The organism is Aminobacter aminovorans (assembly GCF_900445235.1).
Classification (GTDB): Bacteria; Pseudomonadota; Alphaproteobacteria; order Rhizobiales; family Rhizobiaceae; genus Aminobacter; species Aminobacter aminovorans.
The window spans coordinates 3,542,193-3,557,818 of the sequence record NZ_UFSM01000001.1 but is presented as its reverse complement, the minus strand read 5'-3'; the positions used below and the strand labels follow the sequence as shown (position 1 = coordinate 3,557,818).

The following is a 15,626-nucleotide window of genomic DNA, read 5'->3' as shown; positions in this document are numbered from 1 at the left end:
TGGCTAGTCGGAGACCTCGGTCTCCGGCCTGTCGTCGCCCTTGGCGAGTTCGTCGTGCCAGCGGCCGTCCGCATCCTCATACTGGATGCCGTCGGTCGAGCCGGCGACGCGCTGTTCGGCAGCCGCGGTCTCTGCTGCCTGCAGGGCGTGATCGTGGGTGGGGAAGGTCTCGGAGAAGGTGTCGCCGACCTTGTAGGCCCAGCCACCATCGTGCTGGACTATTTCATAGACGAGCTTGGCCATGGTTTCCTCGTTTGGGTGGGATGTCGTTGTGCATCAGAGCCTCGAGGTGCCGTGCTGCCGCAAGGAGTGTTCGCGCGCCGCAGTAGGGAACGCCTGACGGCCGTCCCGGCGTGTCCGGTATGTATGGCAGATAATGCGAGCGGTGGGCGACCCAGTGGCGGGCACAAAGGTTCTGGCTGTCAGGCGACAACAGGGGGTCGTCTGGCGCGGAGGTGCAACAGATGCCGGGCGCGCAATGGATTCATATGCGACCATGCCCGCTCAAACGTTGCCGGGCGCAAATGGTTGCATGCCGTCAAACGGCGTTTTTGGACGGCGCTATCTGGTCTGGTTCAGAGAGGGACGATGGAAAACACGACCCAGGCACCGCAAACGGCGGCGGCAAGTCCAAGGCAGGCGCTACGGTGTTTTTCCCAGAAATATGGTGCACGTTCCCAATTGTAATGCATGTACGCTACTCCCCACTCACGCCCCCACGCGGTGAAGTTGTATTTCACTCTGAAATAATCCGCAATTTTCCGGTGTGGTTGTGCAGTGAGGAAAGAGTGCGAGCGTGGCAATTATGTCACGCTAATATACAGCGCCATATGCTTGGCGAGTGCGGCGCGATTCGTCGGTGCGGGGCAGTGGAAAGTTCTGGTGCGGACGGCGGGGCTCGAACCCGCATAGCCGAGGCTGAGAGATTTTAAGTCTCTTGCGTCTACCAGTTTCGCCACGTCCGCTTGGGCGGAACTGGTAAAGCAGCCGGGCGATATTGCAAGTCCCGGCAAGCCCTTGCGGCTACTTCGTTCCGTTGAAATCGAGCAACGGGGACTCGGCCCCAGCACCAGATTTCGGCGCTTTGCGCGGGGCTTTCTTGCCCGGCTTCCTGGCGGTGTCTTTTGTCGCAACCGCTGCTGCTTCCGGCGGCGCCGCAACTGGCGATACCGCCTTGGCAGGCGCCGGTTTTGCCGCGGCCGGGGCCGCCTTTTCAGTGAACTTGATTGCCATGCTTGATTTCCGCCATTTCCGCGTGCCGCGAGTCAGCGGCCTCGCCCTCCATACACGATTTGTTCCGCGAAGGGGGCGATGAAGCGCATCGCCCGCGCCGATGATTGCAGGCAGGCCGCCCAGCTGTCTTGGGACGCGGACGCATCGCCTGCTCCGGTTGCCGACGAAAACGGAACAGGCGAGGGTGGCTGGAAGCCCTATTTCTGGTCGATGAACTCCAGCACCGACTTGTTGTATTCGTCCGGCGCCTGCAGCATGGCGAAATGGCTGGCGTCGGGCAGGATGATCAACTCGGCGCCAGGGATGATCGAGGCCATGTATTCGGTGTGTTTGCGCGTCACCGCCTCGTCATGGTCGCCGAGCACGATCGCCGTCGGCACCATGATCTTCGCCAGCTCTTCCTTGCTCCAGTTCGGCTGCGTCTTCCACATCTCGCTGATCTGGCCGACGAAGGCCTCGTACTGATCGGGCGTCTTCGACATCCTGGCGTAGTCCTTGCCGGAGCGTTCGATATAGGCGCCGAAGGTCTTGTTGGTCTCGACACCGGGATCGACGCCGTCTGTGGTGACGTTGGCTGCCTGGGCGTAGAGCCGGGTCAGGCGTTCAGGGTGTTTCATGGCGATATCGATGCCGACGATGCCGCCGTCGCTCCAGCCGACGATCGCGGTCTTGTCGATCTTGAGATGGTCGAGCAGCGCCAGATAGTCGGATGCCATCAGTTCATAACCGAAGGGCTCCGTGGTGCGGCTCGAGCGGCCGTGGCCGCGGCTGTCGGCGACGACTACCTTGTGGGTCTTGGACAGTTCAGCCACCTGGCTCGCCCAGATGTCTGCATGGCCGAGGCCGCCATGGATCAAGAGGATAGGATCGCCGGCACCGTAGACGGCATAATACATGTCGATGCCGTTGACCTTGGCATAGCCGGTCTCGGTCGATGCCGGCATGGCGGCCGGTTCCGGCAAGGTCAGCCAGCGTTCTTCGGCACTTGCCGATGCCAAGGCAAACAGTGAAACAAAAGCAACAACAACAGCAGTCCAGAAAGAACGCATGCCCGCCTCCGCCCGTTTTGAGCGGCAAGTGACGGCCAATGCGCCGGAAAAGTCAACGGGCGGAGAATCCGCCCGTTGGTTTTGCTCCAAGTTGCTGGCTTCTGATCAGGCGTCTTCCTCGACGAAGACCTCGTCGCGCTTCTTGCGCACCGCCGGGAGCAGCACCACGATCAGCACGCCTGCTGCCAGAGCCAGAAGGATGGCGCTGATCGGACGGGTGATGAAGGTGGTCGGGTCGCCACGCGACAGGATCATGGCGCGACGCAGGTTTTCTTCGAGCAGCGGCCCGAGCACGAAGCCGAGCAGCAATGGCGCCGGTTCGCAGCGCAGCTTGACCAGCACGTAGCCGATGAAGCCGAAGAAGGCGACGGCATAAAGGTCGAAGACGTTGGAGTTGACGCTGTAGACGCCGATGGCACAGAACGCCATGATGATCGGGAACAGCACGTAATAGGGCACCGTCAAAAGCTTCACCCACAGGCCGATGAGCGGCAGGTTGAGGATGATCAGCATCAGGTTGCCGATCCACATCGACGCGATGATGCCCCAGAACAGCGCCGGCTGCTCGGTCGCGACGTTGGGGCCGGGCACGATGCCCTGGATGATCATCGCGCCGATCATCAGCGCCATCACGGGATTGGCCGGGATGCCGAGCGTCAGCATCGGGATGAAAGAGGTCTGGGCACCGGCATTGTTGGCCGATTCCGGACCGGCGACACCGGCCACAGCACCCTTGCCGAACTCCTCCGGGTTCTTGGAAACGCGCTTTTCCACCGTATAGGAGGCGAAGGCGGCGAGGATGGCGCCGCCGCCGGGCAGGATGCCGAGTGCCGAGCCGATCGCCGTGCCGCGCAGGATGGGTGCCGCCATGGCGTGGAAATCCTCGCGCGTCGGCAACAGGCCCGAAACCTTGGCCATCAGCACTTCGCGCGTCTTTTCGCTTTCGAGGTTGCGCAGGATTTCGGCGATGCCGAAGACGCCGACGGCGACCGCGACGAAGTTGAGCCCGTCCGCATATTCGCGAATGCCCAGCGTGAAGCGCGGCGTGCCGGTATAGATGTCGGTGCCGACGAGGCCGAGCAGCAGGCCGAGCACGACCATCGCAAGTGCCTTGACGATCGAGCCATGGGCAAGGGCGATGGACGAGACCAGGCCGACGACCATCAGCGAGAAGTACTCGGCAGCACCGAACTGAAGCGCAATTGCCGTCAGCGGCGGCGCGAAGACGGCAACGAGGAACGTCGAAACGGTGCCGGCGAAAAACGAGCCGATGGCGGCAATGGCGAGTGCAGCACCTGCGCGCCCCTTGCGTGCCATCTGGTAACCGTCGATGGCGGTCACCGCGGACGAGGATTCGCCCGGCATGTTGATCAGGATCGCGGTGGTCGAGCCGCCATATTGCGCGCCGTAGTAGATCCCGGAGAGCATGATGAGCGAGGAGACGGGATCGCCGATCTGAAAAGTGATCGGCAACAGCATGGCGATGGTGGCGGTGGCGCCGATGCCGGGCAGCACACCGATGAGCGTGCCGAGCAGGACGCCGATCAGGCAGAAACCCAGATTGGCGAGCGTCGTGGCGGTCGAGAAGCCGAGCGCGAGATTGTCGAAGAGTTCCATCTCATCCCCCTCAGAATGGCAGCCAGGGGCCGAAGCGCTGGAACGGCAGTCCCAGCGCGTAGCTGAAGACGATGACCGAGAACAGCGTTACCCCGGCGGAGAGGATGATTGCGCCGAGCGGCTTCATCCGCGTCGAGGCGAAGGCAGCGATCAGACAGGTCAGGAAGATCGACGGAACGAAGCCAAGCCCGCGTACCGTAAGACCGAAGAAGACCGGTGCCGGCAGGATGAAGGCCATGCCACGCCAGGCGATCGGGCCAATCGGCTCACCTGCTACCCTGGTGGCCTGGACGACGACGATGAGGCCGAGCACGATCAATGCAAGGGCGAGGGCGAGCGGGAAGTAACCCGGCCCCATGCGGAAGGTGGTGCCGAGTTCGAGGCCGAGCGACTGGATGGCGAAGAAGGCGCCGGTGGCGACAAAGATCGCGCCGCAGGCACCGTTGGTGGGATCGATGGAAAGCTTGTTCATGGTTTCCCTCTTTGAGGTTCCATACTGCCATGTCCCTCATCAGGCCTTGCGGCCACTTTATCCCAGCGAGGGAGAAGAGGAAGGCTGAGGCGGTGCCGATCTCCTCGCCCGACGGGAGAGGTTGACCGAGCGGAGCTGGGGCCCGATTGAGGGCAAGCCTTCGCCCCCAATCGGCACCGGTGCTCAAGACGTCAGTCGGCGAACTGGCCGGCGGACTCGATGATCGGCTTCCAGCGGGCGATCTCGCTTTCGAGCTTGGCCTTCAGCGCGGCCGGCGTGGCATCCGCTTCCGATGACGGGATGGTGCCGAGTTCGGCGAAGCGGGCAACCACGTTTGGATCCTTCAGCGCCTTCTGCAGCGACTGCGACAGGCGCTCGGTCACTTCGGCCGGCGTGCCCTTGGGCGCGTAGACGCCGTGCCAGATGCCGACTTCCATGCCGTCGACGCCGCCTTCCTTGGTGGTCGGAACGTCAGGCAGGACGTCAAGGCGTGCGGGCGAGGTTACCGCATAAGCCTTGATGGTGCCGCCCTTGATCTGCTTGGTGGTGTTGGTGGTCTGGTCGCACATGATGTCGACCTGGCCGCCGAGCAGATCGGTCATGGCAGGGCCGGTGCCCTTGTAGGGAACCGTGACCAAAGGCGTGCCAATGGCGCTCATGAACAGCATGCCGCAGAGATGGGAGGCCGCACCGATGCCGGCATTGGCAACCGTGACGGTGTCCTTGTTGGCCTTGGCGTATTCGACCAGGCCCTTGAGGTCGCTCGGCGCCAGATCCTTCTTGGCAACGATCGTCATCGGCACTTCGGTGACGAGGCCGACATATTCGAAGGCGTTCAGCGTGTCGTAGGCGAGCTTGCGGTACAGCGTAGCGCTGGTGGCCATGCCGATGTGGTGCAGCAACAGCGTGTAGCCGTCCGGATCTGCGGCAGCGACGCGGCCGGCACCGAGCGTACCGCCGGCACCGCCGACGTTTTCGACGATGACCTGCTGGCCGAGGTCCTTCGACATCGATTCAGCAACGAGCCGGGTGACGGTGTCGGTCGGGCCACCGGCCGCGAACGGCACGACGACGGTAATGGTGCGCTCGGGATAGCCGGCAGCGTTGGCAGCAAGCGGGAAAATGGCAACGGCGGCAGCCGTCGCCAGCGAGGCGATAAGTTTCTTCATGTGATCCTCCCGGAAACCGTTTTATCTGTCCACCCGCGCCTGGTGCCTCCCTGCGCCGGCGGTGGACGTACGCATTAGGACCGGCGGGGCAGGCTCGCTGCAATGGATACGTCGGCCTGCAGGTGGCAAAAAATGCCTGGCAGTTGGGGTAATGGGTGGAAACGGTAACATCGCCCTGTTGGCGTGTGTGCGTTTCCACACATTGGCAGCTCGATCAGTCGTCGGCGGTCTCGGAAGCGCCCAGGCGATTCTTGTCGAGGCCGTAGCGCTGCATCTTTTCGTAGAGCGTCTTCCGCGAGATCCCAAGCTGCTCGTAGACCGGCTTGAGGCTGCCGCCATGAGCGAGCAAGGCTGCCGAGATCGCATTCTTCTCGAAGTCGGCGACACGTTCGGCCAGGCGGTCGCCGCCGCCATTGGTGCCCGCCGGCCCGTCGGGCAGCTGCAGGCCGAGGCCAAGCACGAACCGGTCGGCGGCATTGCGCAACTCACGCACATTGCCCGGCCAGTCGCGGCGGGAGACTTCCGCGATGGCCTGCGGAGGCACCTCGACGTCGTCGCGGCGGTAGCGCGCGGCGGCTTCGCGCGCCAGCTGGAGAAACAGCAACGGGACATCGTCGCGCCGCGACGACAATGCCGGCATGCGCAACGTCACCACATTCAGCCGGTAGAGCAGGTCGGCGCGGAAACGGCCTGCAGCGACCTCGGCGTCGAGGTCGACCTTGCTGGTCGCGATAAAGCGGACATCGAGCGCGATCGGTTCGTTGGAGCCTAGGCGGGTGATCACGCGCTCCTGGATGACACGCAGCAACTTGACCTGCAGGTCCGCCGGCATCGAGCCGATCTCGTCGAGCAGCACCGTGCCGCCACGCGCATGTTCGAACTTGCCGAAGCGGGGCCTCAGCGCACCGGCAAAGGCGCCGGCTTCGTGGCCGAACAATTCGCTCTCGATCAGCGTTTCGGGCAGGGCGGCGCAGTTGATGGCGACGAATGGTTTTGTCGCCCGGCCGCTGATGTCGTGCAAAGCGCGTGCGGTCACTTCCTTGCCGGTGCCGGTGTCGCCGATGATCAGCACGTCGGCATCGGTAGCAGCGATGGCGCGCAGCTTGTAGCGCAGGTCGACCATCATCTGGCTGCGGCCGGGCAGACGCGCTTCGATATCGTCGCGCTTGCCGGCGACGGCGCGCAGCTCGCGATTTTCCAGGACAAGGCTGCGGCGGTCGATGGCACGCGCGGCCATCTCGGTCAGATGCTGGGTGACGAAGGGTTTTTCGACGAAATCATATGCGCCTTCGCGCATCGCGCGTACGGCGAGCTGTACGTCGCCATGACCGGTGACAAGGATCACCGGGATGTCGGCGTCAATCTCGCGGATGCGGCTCATCAAGGTCATGCCGTCGATGCCCGGCATCCGGATGTCCGAGATGACGACGCCGTTGAAGCCTTGGGTGATGAAGTCGAGCGCGCGCTCGCCGGACGGGAAATCCTCGACGGTGAAGCCGGCAAGGTCGAGCGACTGGGCCGTCGAGCGGCGCAGTTCGTCTTCGTCGTCGACAAGAAGGACGATCGGCGGCTTCATTCGGCCGCCTCGCGGATCGCAGCGCGGGCCGCATCGAGCTCAATGGTGAACAAAGCGCCGCCTTCCGGGTGATTCAATATGCCAAGACTCCCACCGAAGTCCTTGACGATATTATAGGAAATCGAAAGCCCAAGACCTAGGCCCTTGCCCACGCCCTTGGTCGAGAAGAACGGATCGAAGATGCGCTCGGCAATTGCCGGCGGCACGCCGGGGCCATGGTCGCGGACTGATATGGTGACCTTGGAGCCCTTGCGCCGCGCGACAAGTTCGATGCGCCGGTCGGATCTGCCTTCGACCGCATCGGCGGCGTTGGTTACGATGTTGACCAGCACCTGCTGCAGACGCACCGAGCCGGCCTTGACGGCAGGCGGCGTCGGTCCGAGGTCGACCGACAGTGACGCATCGGCGGCCTTGAGACGCCACGCCACGATCTCCTCGGTGTCGTGGACAACTTCGTCGAGCGCAACGGCTCCCAGCTTCTGGTTTGGCTTGCGGGCAAAGTTCCTGAGGTGACGGCTGATCGAGGCCATGCGGTCGGCGAGGCTCGAAATGCGCGAAACGTTGTCGCGCGCTTCCTCGATGCGCGCGCGGTCGATCAGCGTCGCTGCATTTTCGGCATAGGTCTTCACCGCGGCGAGCGGCTGGTTGAATTCGTGTGACAGTGCTGCCGACATCTGGCCAAGGGCTGCGAGCTTGCCGGCTTGAATCAAATCCGCCTGGGTCTGGCGCAATTGCTGTTCGGCGGTACGTCGCTCGGCTACCTCTGTTTCCAGCCGGCTGTTGACCAGGGCGAGGTCGGCGGTGCGCTCGTCGACCCGGCGCTCGAGTTCGACCTGCGCGCTCTGCTGCATCTGCATACGCTCGGCAAGACGGGCGCGGCGCTGCAGGACGACGGCGCCGCCGAGCGCGGCGAGGCCGAGCGCCAGCAGCGCCGAGATGACCGCCGTCAGCGCCTGCGCATGGGCGGACGCGGTATCCGCCAGGACACGTACGGTCCAGCGCGCTTCGGGCATCTCTTCGGCCAGTTCGAGGAATTCGCGCGACTTGCCGTCCTCGGCAATGCGCAACAAGGGCTGGCCGTCATCGGCGGCACTTCGTATCACCGGCAATTCGCGCAGCATCGCATCGGCATAGCGGCGCGACGTTTCGGTGCGAGCGCGCCGTTCGTCGGTAAGCGGCGTGAGGCTGGCGTAGAGCCAGTCGGGCCGGCCGCTCATGAAGATGATGCCTTCGGGGTCTGTGACGATGATTTCGTGGTCGCCGCCTTTCCACGAGGCCTCGATCGCGTCGATGTCGACCTTGAACACGACCACGCCACGGATCTCCATGCCGACGCGGATCGGCGAGGAGAAGTAGTAGCCGCGCTTGAGCGAGGTCGTGCCGAGCGCAAAGAAGCGCCCGAGATTGCCGCGAATGGCATCCTGGTAGTAGGGGCGGTAGGAGAAATTCTCACCGACAAAGCTGATCGCCAGGTCGTGGTTGGAGGCGGCGATCGTCTCGCCGCCGGGGATCAAAACATATATGTCGGAGGACTTCAGCAGCGCGTTGATTTCCTTGAGGTAATCGTTGGCACGTGCGCGCAGAACCGGATTGTCCGGATCGCTGACAAGCTCCTTGATGTCCTCGTGGTCGGCGATAAGCTCGGGCAAGGGCTCGAAGCGGTTCATCTGGCCGGCAAGAGCGGCGACAGCGAGCCTGAGCGTGGTCTGGCCGCGCGCCGCCGCCTCGTCGAGATAGGCGCGGTTGGCCAAGGCGCCGCCGAAAAAGACGATCGCCGCGGCCAGCACCGCAACCGCGATGCCGGGCCAGAGCCAACGTCGTCCTTCGAAAAACTGCGGCATCGATGCGCCCGAACCCGATTGATGTCGGCAAGTATAGCGGTCGGCCGCGCTCAAACAACCAAGGCCCTGTTTTCCGGCTCGGCTTTCGTTACAGTCGGGCAAAGCAGACAGGATTCCCAGCATGCCCAACAAGACCGCCTTCGCCAAGCCGCGCCCCTGGACCGAGACCGCCCCTGAACTGGTCGACGTCGCAATGGGTCGCAAGCCGGCCGACCTCGTTATCCGCAACGGCCGCTGGGTGAACGTGCATTCGGGCGAGATCATCGCGGGCACCGACCTGGCAATCGTTGCCGGGCGCTTCGCCTATTGCGGGCCGAACGCCAGCCACGCCATCGGCCAGGGTACCAAGGTCGTCGATGCCGGCGGGCGCTATCTCGTGCCCGGCCTGTGCGACGCGCATATGCATGTCGAGAGCGGCATGGTGACCGTCACCGAATTCTCCCGCGCGGTCATCCCGCATGGCACCACCTCGATGTTCATCGACCCGCACGAGATCGCCAATGTGCTCGGCCTCAAAGGCGTCAGGCTGATGCATGACGAGGCGCTCGCCATGCCGATCAACGTGCATGTGCAGATGCCGTCCTGCGTGCCGTCGGCGCCGGGGCTGGAGAATGCCGGTGCGGTGCTGACCGTCGAGGACGTTGCCGAGGCGATGACCTGGGAGAACATCATCGGCCTCGGCGAAGTGATGAATTTTCCCGGCGTCGCCGCCAACAATCCGGTTATGTCAGGCGAAATTGCCGAGACCGTGAAGGCCGGCAAGACCGTTGGCGGCCACTATGCCTCGCCTGACCTCGGCTTGCCGTTCCACGGCTATGTCGCCGGCGGCCCCGAGGATGACCACGAGGGCACCCGCGCCGAGGACGCCATCGCGCGTGTCCGCCAGGGCATGAAGGCGATGCTCCGGCTGGGCTCGGCCTGGTACGACGTCGCCAGCCAGATCAAGGCGGTGACAGAGATGGGCATCGACCCGCGCAACTTCATCCTCTGCACCGATGACAGCCATTCCGGCACACTGGTGCATGAGGGGCATATGGACCGCGTCGTGCGCCATGCCATCCAGCAGGGGTTGAAGCCTGTGACCGCGATCCAGATGGCGACGATCAACACCGCGCAGCACTTCCGCCTCGAGCACGAGCTTGGCTCGATCACGCCGGGCCGGCTGGCCGACGTGCTGATCGTCTCGGACCTGGCCGAGATGAGGATCGACGAGGTCTATGCCCGCGGCGTACGTGTCGCCAAGGCCGGCAAGCTCGACATCGACATTCCTGCCTATGCCTATCCCGCCGAAGCCAAGAACACGGTCAAGCTCGGCAAGCAGTTGGGTGCCGCCGACTTCGACATCAAGGCGCCGGAAGGCGCCAATGAGGTCCGCGTGCGCGTCATCGGCGTGATCGAGAACCAGGCGCCGACGCGTGCGCTGGAGGCTGACCTGCCGGTCGAGGACGGGCTGGTCGGAATGGACCGCCGCAACGACGTCTGCCAGATCGCGCTCGTCGAGCGCCACCGCGCCACCGGGCAGGTGACCAACGCCTTTGTATCGGGCTTCGGCTACATGAAGGACTGTGCGCTGGCCTCGACAGTTGCGCATGACAGCCACCACATGATCGTCGTCGGCACCAACAAGGCCGACATGGCGCTGGCCGCCAACCGGCTCGGGCAGGTCGGCGGCGGCGTGGTGCTGTTCTCCCAGGGCAAGGAACTGGCGCTGGTCGAGATGCCGATCGCCGGCCTGATGTCGGACGAGCGCGCCGAGATCGTCGCCGCCAAGGCCGACAAGCTTGTGCAGGCGATGCGCGACATGGGCTGCAGCCTCAACAACGCCTACATGCAGCACTCGCTGCTGGCGCTGGTGGTCATCCCCGAACTGCGTATATCTGATGTCGGTCTGGTCGACGTCAGGACCTTCGAGAAGGTCGACCTGTTCATCTGAGCGGGAGCGCCACGACCAAGGACAAAAGAAAGGGCGCCCGAGGCGCCCTTTTTCGTTCCGGAGTGTGCGCCCCTACTGCAGCCCGCCAAGCATGTTGATGCGGTCGGTGACCTCGCGGTCGCTGGCGAAGCCGTCGTCGGCGCGCAGGCGTTGGCCGAGCAGCTTCACCATTTGCGGGTTGTCGGCGAACTTGGTGTGGTTGAAGCTGTCGGCGCCCTTGGCATCCGACAGGTCGACGACGATGACGCCATATTCGGCGAGATCGGCGGCGTTCTTGTAGTCGCCAAGGCGCGGCTTGGAACCGGCCAGGATTCCCGACAGCTTGAGCGCGCGGTCGTCGCCCGAGGTCATCAGGAAGAACGGCTTGGTCGGCTTGCCGTAGCGGCGCATCTGGCTCTTGAACACGTCGACGTCGATATCGGGAGAGGCGAGCACCACGTCGCCGAGCTTTCCACCAAGGTCACGGTCGCCGGTGAGCGCGAGCTGCCGCAGTGCTTCCATGGTCACCCAGGTGCCCATCGAATGCGCTACGATGTCGATGCGGCGCGCGCCCGACTGGGCGAGCATGCGCAGCGTCACCTCGAGCTGGTCGCGTGCGGCCGCAGCACTTTCCCTGTCATAGACATAGTCGGTCGTGTTGCCGCCGGACGCCCAGGAAAACAATACCGGCGTGCCGGTATAGCCCGAGTCATGTGCGATCTGGGTGGCGCGATAGACGCCGGCGTCGAACGAGGTGTTGTAGCCGTGTACGAACAGCATGGCGCGGCCGCCGCGCGCAGCGATGTCGGCGCTGAGCGCCTTGGAGAATTCGGGCTGCGTCTGGTAGCCGACTGCGTTGGTTGCGGTGAAGTACTTTGTCGGATCGGGATCCTTGCGGTTGCGCAGCTCGATCTGGCCGGTCTTGTGGATTTTGGGAACGGTCACGTCGACGCGCGCGAAATTCAGTATCGCCGAACGGTCCCGATCGAAGACCTCCTTGTTGTCGGCGGCGTACTGGCGCGTCGAGGCGACGAAAATCGCATGGTTGCCGGCGATCTCCTGGACCGGGACATTGACCACGGCACCTGTCAAAAGCGCGCCGGACGGCTGCCCGATGCAACCGGACAGAAGGAGGGCGGCGATGACAAGGCAGTATTTCGACGGCGACACTTTGATGATCTCTCTGACGGGCAGTGCGTTCAGCATGCCTTCCTCCCGACCGGCTGATAGTGGCGGAAGTAAGTCGGGTCCAGCCGAAACTATCAGCTTCAGCGGAAGTCGGTGGACGAGTGTTGCCGGATTGCCGAAATTGTGGCGAAAACAAGGGTTTCCGCACCAGAGTTCACAGAGTTAGCGACCCCAGAAAGTTGGCGTGAAGATCACCAGGACGGCCAGGATTTCGAGACGACCCAGCAGCATCGCCGCCGAGCAGATCCACTTGGCGGCGTCAGGCAGCGAGGAGAAATTGCCGACCGGGCCGATAGTCGGGCCGAGGCCTGGACCGACATTGGTGAGTGAGGTCAGCGAGCCGGTGACGGCTGTGATGAAATCGAGCCCGGTGGCGCTGAGCAATACGATGGTGATGGCCCAGAGCACCATGAAGGAGGCGATAAACAGCACCACCGCGCTCTGCATCTCGGGTGCCACCGTGCGGTCGCCATAGCGCACAGGAGTCACCGTATTGGGGTAGATCAGGCGGCGCAGACCGTTGGACAACAGCTCGAACAGGATGAGGAAGCGGTAGGCCTTGATGCCGCCGGTGGTCGAGCCGGAGCAGCCGCCGAGGAAGGTGGCCACGAAGATGCAACCGATGGCGAACGGCCCCCACTGATTGTAGTCGTCGCTGGCAAAGCCGGCGGTAGTGATGATCGACATCAGGTTGAACGTCGAGTGGGTCAGCGCTGTAAAGAACGGCATTCCCATGTTGACGCGCAGGTAAATGGCGACGGCGACGGCAAAGACGATGCAGTAGCCGGCATAGACGCGGATCTGCGGGTCGCGCAGTGCATCGAGCCGTCCACGCACGGCAAACAGGATCATGATCGAAAACGGCAGGCCGCCGATGAACATGAAGATGATGCCGGTCCACAGGATGGCAGGGTTGTCGGCATAGCGCAGGAACGAGGTGTCGTGGGTGGAGAAACCGCCTGTCGCGACCGTCGACATGGCGTGGTTGACGGCGTGGAAACCCTCCATGCCGGCGGCGACATAGGAGATAGTGCAGGCGACGACCAGCACCGTGTAGATGCCGATCAGCGAGACGGTGAAGGTCTGGAAACGTTCGAACGGGCGGTCCTCGATGTCGGAGGATTCGATCTTGAAGTAGGACACGCCGCCGATGTTGAGGAACGGCAAGAGGAACAGGCCGAGGGCGATGACGCCGAGACCGCCCATGAAGCTGAGCAGCGAGCGCCACAGCAGGATGCCGGGCGGTGCCGTGTCCAGGCCATTGATGACTGTCGAGCCGGTGGTGGTGACGCCCGACACCGATTCGAAGAAGGAATCGGTGACGCTCAGGCCGAGCGACGAGGTCATGAACGGTACGGCCCCGGCGATCGCCAGCGTGATCCAGAGGAAATTGACCAGAAGGAAGCCGAAGCGGGTGTTGGCCGGCGGCACGCGGCCCTGCGTGGCGAGCGCGATCGCCAGCGAAAGCCCGCCCATGAACAGGGCCGTGAAGGCGAAGGAACGCCAGTCGTCATTGCCGTAGTAGAGGTCGACAGCCGCCGGCAGGAGCATCGCAACAGACAGGTAGATGGCAAAGACGGCTGCGATGTGGATCGCGGCGCGGACGGCAATTCTGTTCACCGAGACGTATCCCCAATGTATCGCGGCGAGCCAATCTGTCGGCCTGAACCTGGCGGCGGGAGCCGGACAGTGGCTTCACGGCGCCGAATATGCAATAGCGCGGGGGCGCGGGCCACAGCATTTGCCCGGTCGATTTCAGGAGTGCCCAAGCCATGACCAGTTTTGCCGAAAGGGTTGTGCTGGCAGCCGGGGCGGTGAGGCAGCTGTTTCCCGAAACGCCGCTGCAGGAGAACGACTATCTCTCGCGCAAGACTGGCGCGCGCGTGCTGCTGAAGCGCGAAGACCTGACCCCGGTGCGCTCCTACAAGATTCGCGGCGCGTTGAATTTCTTCCGCAAGACACTTGCCGCCGGCAACGAGGCCGAACTGTTCGTCTGTGCTTCGGCCGGCAATCACGCCCAGGGCTTTGCCTTCGTCTGTCGGCATTTCGGCAAGCGCGGCGTGGTGTTCATGCCTGTGACCACGCCGCAGCAGAAGATCGACAAGACAAGGCTGTTCGGCGGCGAGTTCGTCGAGATCAAGCTGGTCGGCGACTTCTTCGACGACTGCTATCGCGCCGCCCTGGAGTTCTGCGAAAGCTCTGGCGGTCACATGGTGCCGCCATTCGACCACAAGGACATCATCGAAGGGCAGGCGACCGTCGCGCTCGAGATCGCCGCGCAGATGCCGAACGGGCGTGCCCCCGACATGGTGCTGTTGCCTGTCGGCGGCGGCGGATTGTCGGCCGGCGTGACGCGCTACTTCGCCGAAACAGGTGCTAAGCCCCGCTTCGTCTTCTGTGAGCCCGCCGGCGCGCCGAGCCTGCGCGACAGCCTCGCAACCGGCAAGCGGGTGAAGCTCGCCAAGGTCGACAATTTCGTCGACGGCGCTGCCGTGGGCGAACTCGGTCGCGAGCCGCTGCGGCTGCTCAAGGATTTTCCGGCCGATAGCGTCCATCTGGTTCCGGAGAACCGGCTCTGCGCCACGATGATCGAGATGCTCAATATCGAGGGCGTGGTGCTGGAACCGGCAGGCGCTTTGGCGATCGACACGCTCAAGGACTTTTCGAAGAAGGAGCTCAAGGGCAAGACCGTGGTGGCGGTTGTGTCGGGCGGCAATTTCGACTTCGAGCGCCTGCCCGACGTCAAGGAGCGGGCGCTGCGGTTCGAGGGGCTGAAGAAGTACTTCATCATTCGCTTTCCCCAGCGCCCCGGTGCGTTGCGCGACTTCCTCGAGCTCATGGGGCCGGACGACGACATCACACGCTTCGAATATCTCAAGAAATCGGCGCGGAACTTCGGCTCGGTGCTGATCGGCATCGAGACCAAGGACCGGCGGAATTTCGACCTGCTCAAGGCACGCTTCGATGTCGAGGGCGTGCAGTACCAGGACATCACCGACAACGAGACGCTGGGCGGCTTCATCATATGAGCGTGTTCGTCGCGCTGTTTTCCGGCATCAATGTCGGCGGCAACCGCATCGTCAAGATGGCTGAACTCCGCGCATTCTACACTGAACTCGGCTTTGCCGATGTTGCGACCTACATCCAGAGCGGCAATGTGGTGTTCAGGGCCGAGGCTGCCCATGCCGGCGCCCTGACCGATGGGATCGAGACGGCTTTCGAAAAGCGCTGGGGCTTTCGTTCGCGCCTCATGGTGCGCGACCTCGACTGGCTCGAGGCGCTGGTGGCGAACAATCCATATCCCGAAGTGGCCGGGGATCACACCAAGCTGCATGCGAGTGCGCTGGAGCGTGAGCCGACCGCCGAAGAGATCGCGCGGCTGGCGGAGCGCTGCACCGGTCCTGAAAGCTTCGCGGTCAAGGGCGACGTGCTCTACCTTCACGCGCCCGATGGTCTCGGCAAATCGAAATTCGCCGAAGTGCTGCCGCGCACCCTCAAGGTGCCGGGCACGATGCGCAACTGGCGCACCGTGCTGACCTTGCTTGACATGGCCCAGAAGGCCTGAGGGC

At 63.7% G+C, this 15,626-nt stretch carries 12 protein-coding genes and 1 tRNA gene; 3 read left to right on the top strand and 10 right to left on the bottom strand.

The features are described from left to right. Positions 1-3: 3 nt before the first annotated feature. From DY201_RS17525 to DY201_RS17485, 8 genes are all read right to left on the bottom strand, one after another. Complete coding sequence (locus DY201_RS17525; protein WP_115732300.1) at positions 4-243, bottom strand: DUF2188 domain-containing protein; 240 nt, start codon at positions 241-243, stop codon at positions 4-6. Positions 244-880: 637 nt separating this feature from the next. Beyond that, positions 881-965: transfer RNA gene (locus DY201_RS17520), tRNA-Leu, on the bottom strand. Between the two features lie 465 nt (positions 966-1,430). Further along, the gene (locus tag DY201_RS17510) at positions 1,431-2,282 is read right to left on the bottom strand and encodes an alpha/beta fold hydrolase (protein ID WP_115732298.1); all 852 of its coding nucleotides are present in this window, start codon (positions 2,280-2,282) and stop codon (positions 1,431-1,433) included. 105 nt (positions 2,283-2,387) lie between these two features. Then, positions 2,388-3,899 (bottom strand): tripartite tricarboxylate transporter permease, encoded by a 1,512-nt coding sequence (locus tag DY201_RS17505; protein ID WP_115732297.1) that lies wholly within the window; start codon positions 3,897-3,899, stop codon positions 2,388-2,390. 10 nt (positions 3,900-3,909) lie between these two features. After that, complete coding sequence (locus DY201_RS17500) at positions 3,910-4,371, bottom strand: tripartite tricarboxylate transporter TctB family protein (RefSeq protein ID WP_115732296.1); 462 nt, start codon at positions 4,369-4,371, stop codon at positions 3,910-3,912. A 191-nt stretch (positions 4,372-4,562) separates the two neighbouring features. After that, positions 4,563-5,540, bottom strand: a complete 978-nt coding sequence (locus DY201_RS17495) for a tripartite tricarboxylate transporter substrate-binding protein (RefSeq protein ID WP_115732295.1) — start codon at positions 5,538-5,540, stop codon at positions 4,563-4,565. Between the two features lie 214 nt (positions 5,541-5,754). Further along, on the bottom strand, positions 5,755-7,116 hold the full coding sequence (locus DY201_RS17490; RefSeq protein ID WP_115732294.1) for a sigma-54-dependent transcriptional regulator: 1,362 nt from the start codon (positions 7,114-7,116) through the stop codon (positions 5,755-5,757). Then, positions 7,113-8,957 (bottom strand): sensor histidine kinase, encoded by a 1,845-nt coding sequence (locus tag DY201_RS17485; protein WP_115732293.1) that lies wholly within the window; start codon positions 8,955-8,957, stop codon positions 7,113-7,115. Before DY201_RS17485 ends, DY201_RS17490 begins: the two co-directional genes overlap by 4 nt. A 121-nt stretch (positions 8,958-9,078) precedes the next feature. Between DY201_RS17485 and ade the strand changes: the two genes are divergently transcribed. Then, on the top strand, positions 9,079-10,890 hold the full coding sequence (gene ade, locus DY201_RS17480; protein WP_115732292.1) for an adenine deaminase: 1,812 nt from the start codon (positions 9,079-9,081) through the stop codon (positions 10,888-10,890). Between the two features lie 72 nt (positions 10,891-10,962). Here the strand turns inward: ade and DY201_RS17475 are convergent, their stop codons facing one another. Continuing rightward, entirely contained in the window at positions 10,963-12,075 is a 1,113-nt protein-coding gene (locus DY201_RS17475) for an alpha/beta hydrolase (RefSeq protein WP_115732291.1), read from the bottom strand. 144 nt (positions 12,076-12,219) lie between these two features. Further along, positions 12,220-13,677: a TrkH family potassium uptake protein gene (locus DY201_RS17470; protein ID WP_115732290.1), complete on the bottom strand. Its 1,458-nt coding sequence runs from the start codon at positions 13,675-13,677 to the stop codon at positions 12,220-12,222. Between the two features lie 152 nt (positions 13,678-13,829). On the opposite strand from DY201_RS17470, the gene ilvA reads away from it, so the two are divergent. Then, positions 13,830-15,086: a threonine ammonia-lyase IlvA gene (ilvA, locus tag DY201_RS17465; RefSeq protein ID WP_115732289.1), complete on the top strand. Its 1,257-nt coding sequence runs from the start codon at positions 13,830-13,832 to the stop codon at positions 15,084-15,086. After that, entirely contained in the window at positions 15,083-15,622 is a 540-nt protein-coding gene (locus DY201_RS17460; protein ID WP_115732288.1) for a DUF1697 domain-containing protein, read from the top strand. Before ilvA ends, DY201_RS17460 begins: the two co-directional genes overlap by 4 nt. Positions 15,623-15,626 lie beyond the last annotated feature (4 nt).

Coding starts and splice junctions, on each gene's coding strand:
- DY201_RS17460 (WP_115732288.1), top strand. CDS start 15,083: ATGAGCGTGTTCGTCGCGCTGTTTTCCGGCATCAATGTCGGCGGCAAC.
- DY201_RS17505 (WP_115732297.1), bottom strand. CDS start 3,899: ATGGAACTCTTCGACAATCTCGCGCTCGGCTTCTCGACCGCCACGACG.
- DY201_RS17525 (WP_115732300.1), bottom strand. CDS start 243: ATGGCCAAGCTCGTCTATGAAATAGTCCAGCACGATGGTGGCTGGGCC.
- DY201_RS17495 (WP_115732295.1), bottom strand. CDS start 5,540: ATGAAGAAACTTATCGCCTCGCTGGCGACGGCTGCCGCCGTTGCCATT.
- DY201_RS17500 (WP_115732296.1), bottom strand. CDS start 4,371: ATGAACAAGCTTTCCATCGATCCCACCAACGGTGCCTGCGGCGCGATC.
- DY201_RS17490 (WP_115732294.1), bottom strand. CDS start 7,116: ATGAAGCCGCCGATCGTCCTTCTTGTCGACGACGAAGACGAACTGCGC.
- ilvA (WP_115732289.1), top strand. CDS start 13,830: ATGACCAGTTTTGCCGAAAGGGTTGTGCTGGCAGCCGGGGCGGTGAGG.
- DY201_RS17485 (WP_115732293.1), bottom strand. CDS start 8,957: ATGCCGCAGTTTTTCGAAGGACGACGTTGGCTCTGGCCCGGCATCGCG.
- ade (WP_115732292.1), top strand. CDS start 9,079: ATGCCCAACAAGACCGCCTTCGCCAAGCCGCGCCCCTGGACCGAGACC.
- DY201_RS17475 (WP_115732291.1), bottom strand. CDS start 12,075: ATGCTGAACGCACTGCCCGTCAGAGAGATCATCAAAGTGTCGCCGTCG.
- DY201_RS17510 (WP_115732298.1), bottom strand. CDS start 2,282: ATGCGTTCTTTCTGGACTGCTGTTGTTGTTGCTTTTGTTTCACTGTTT.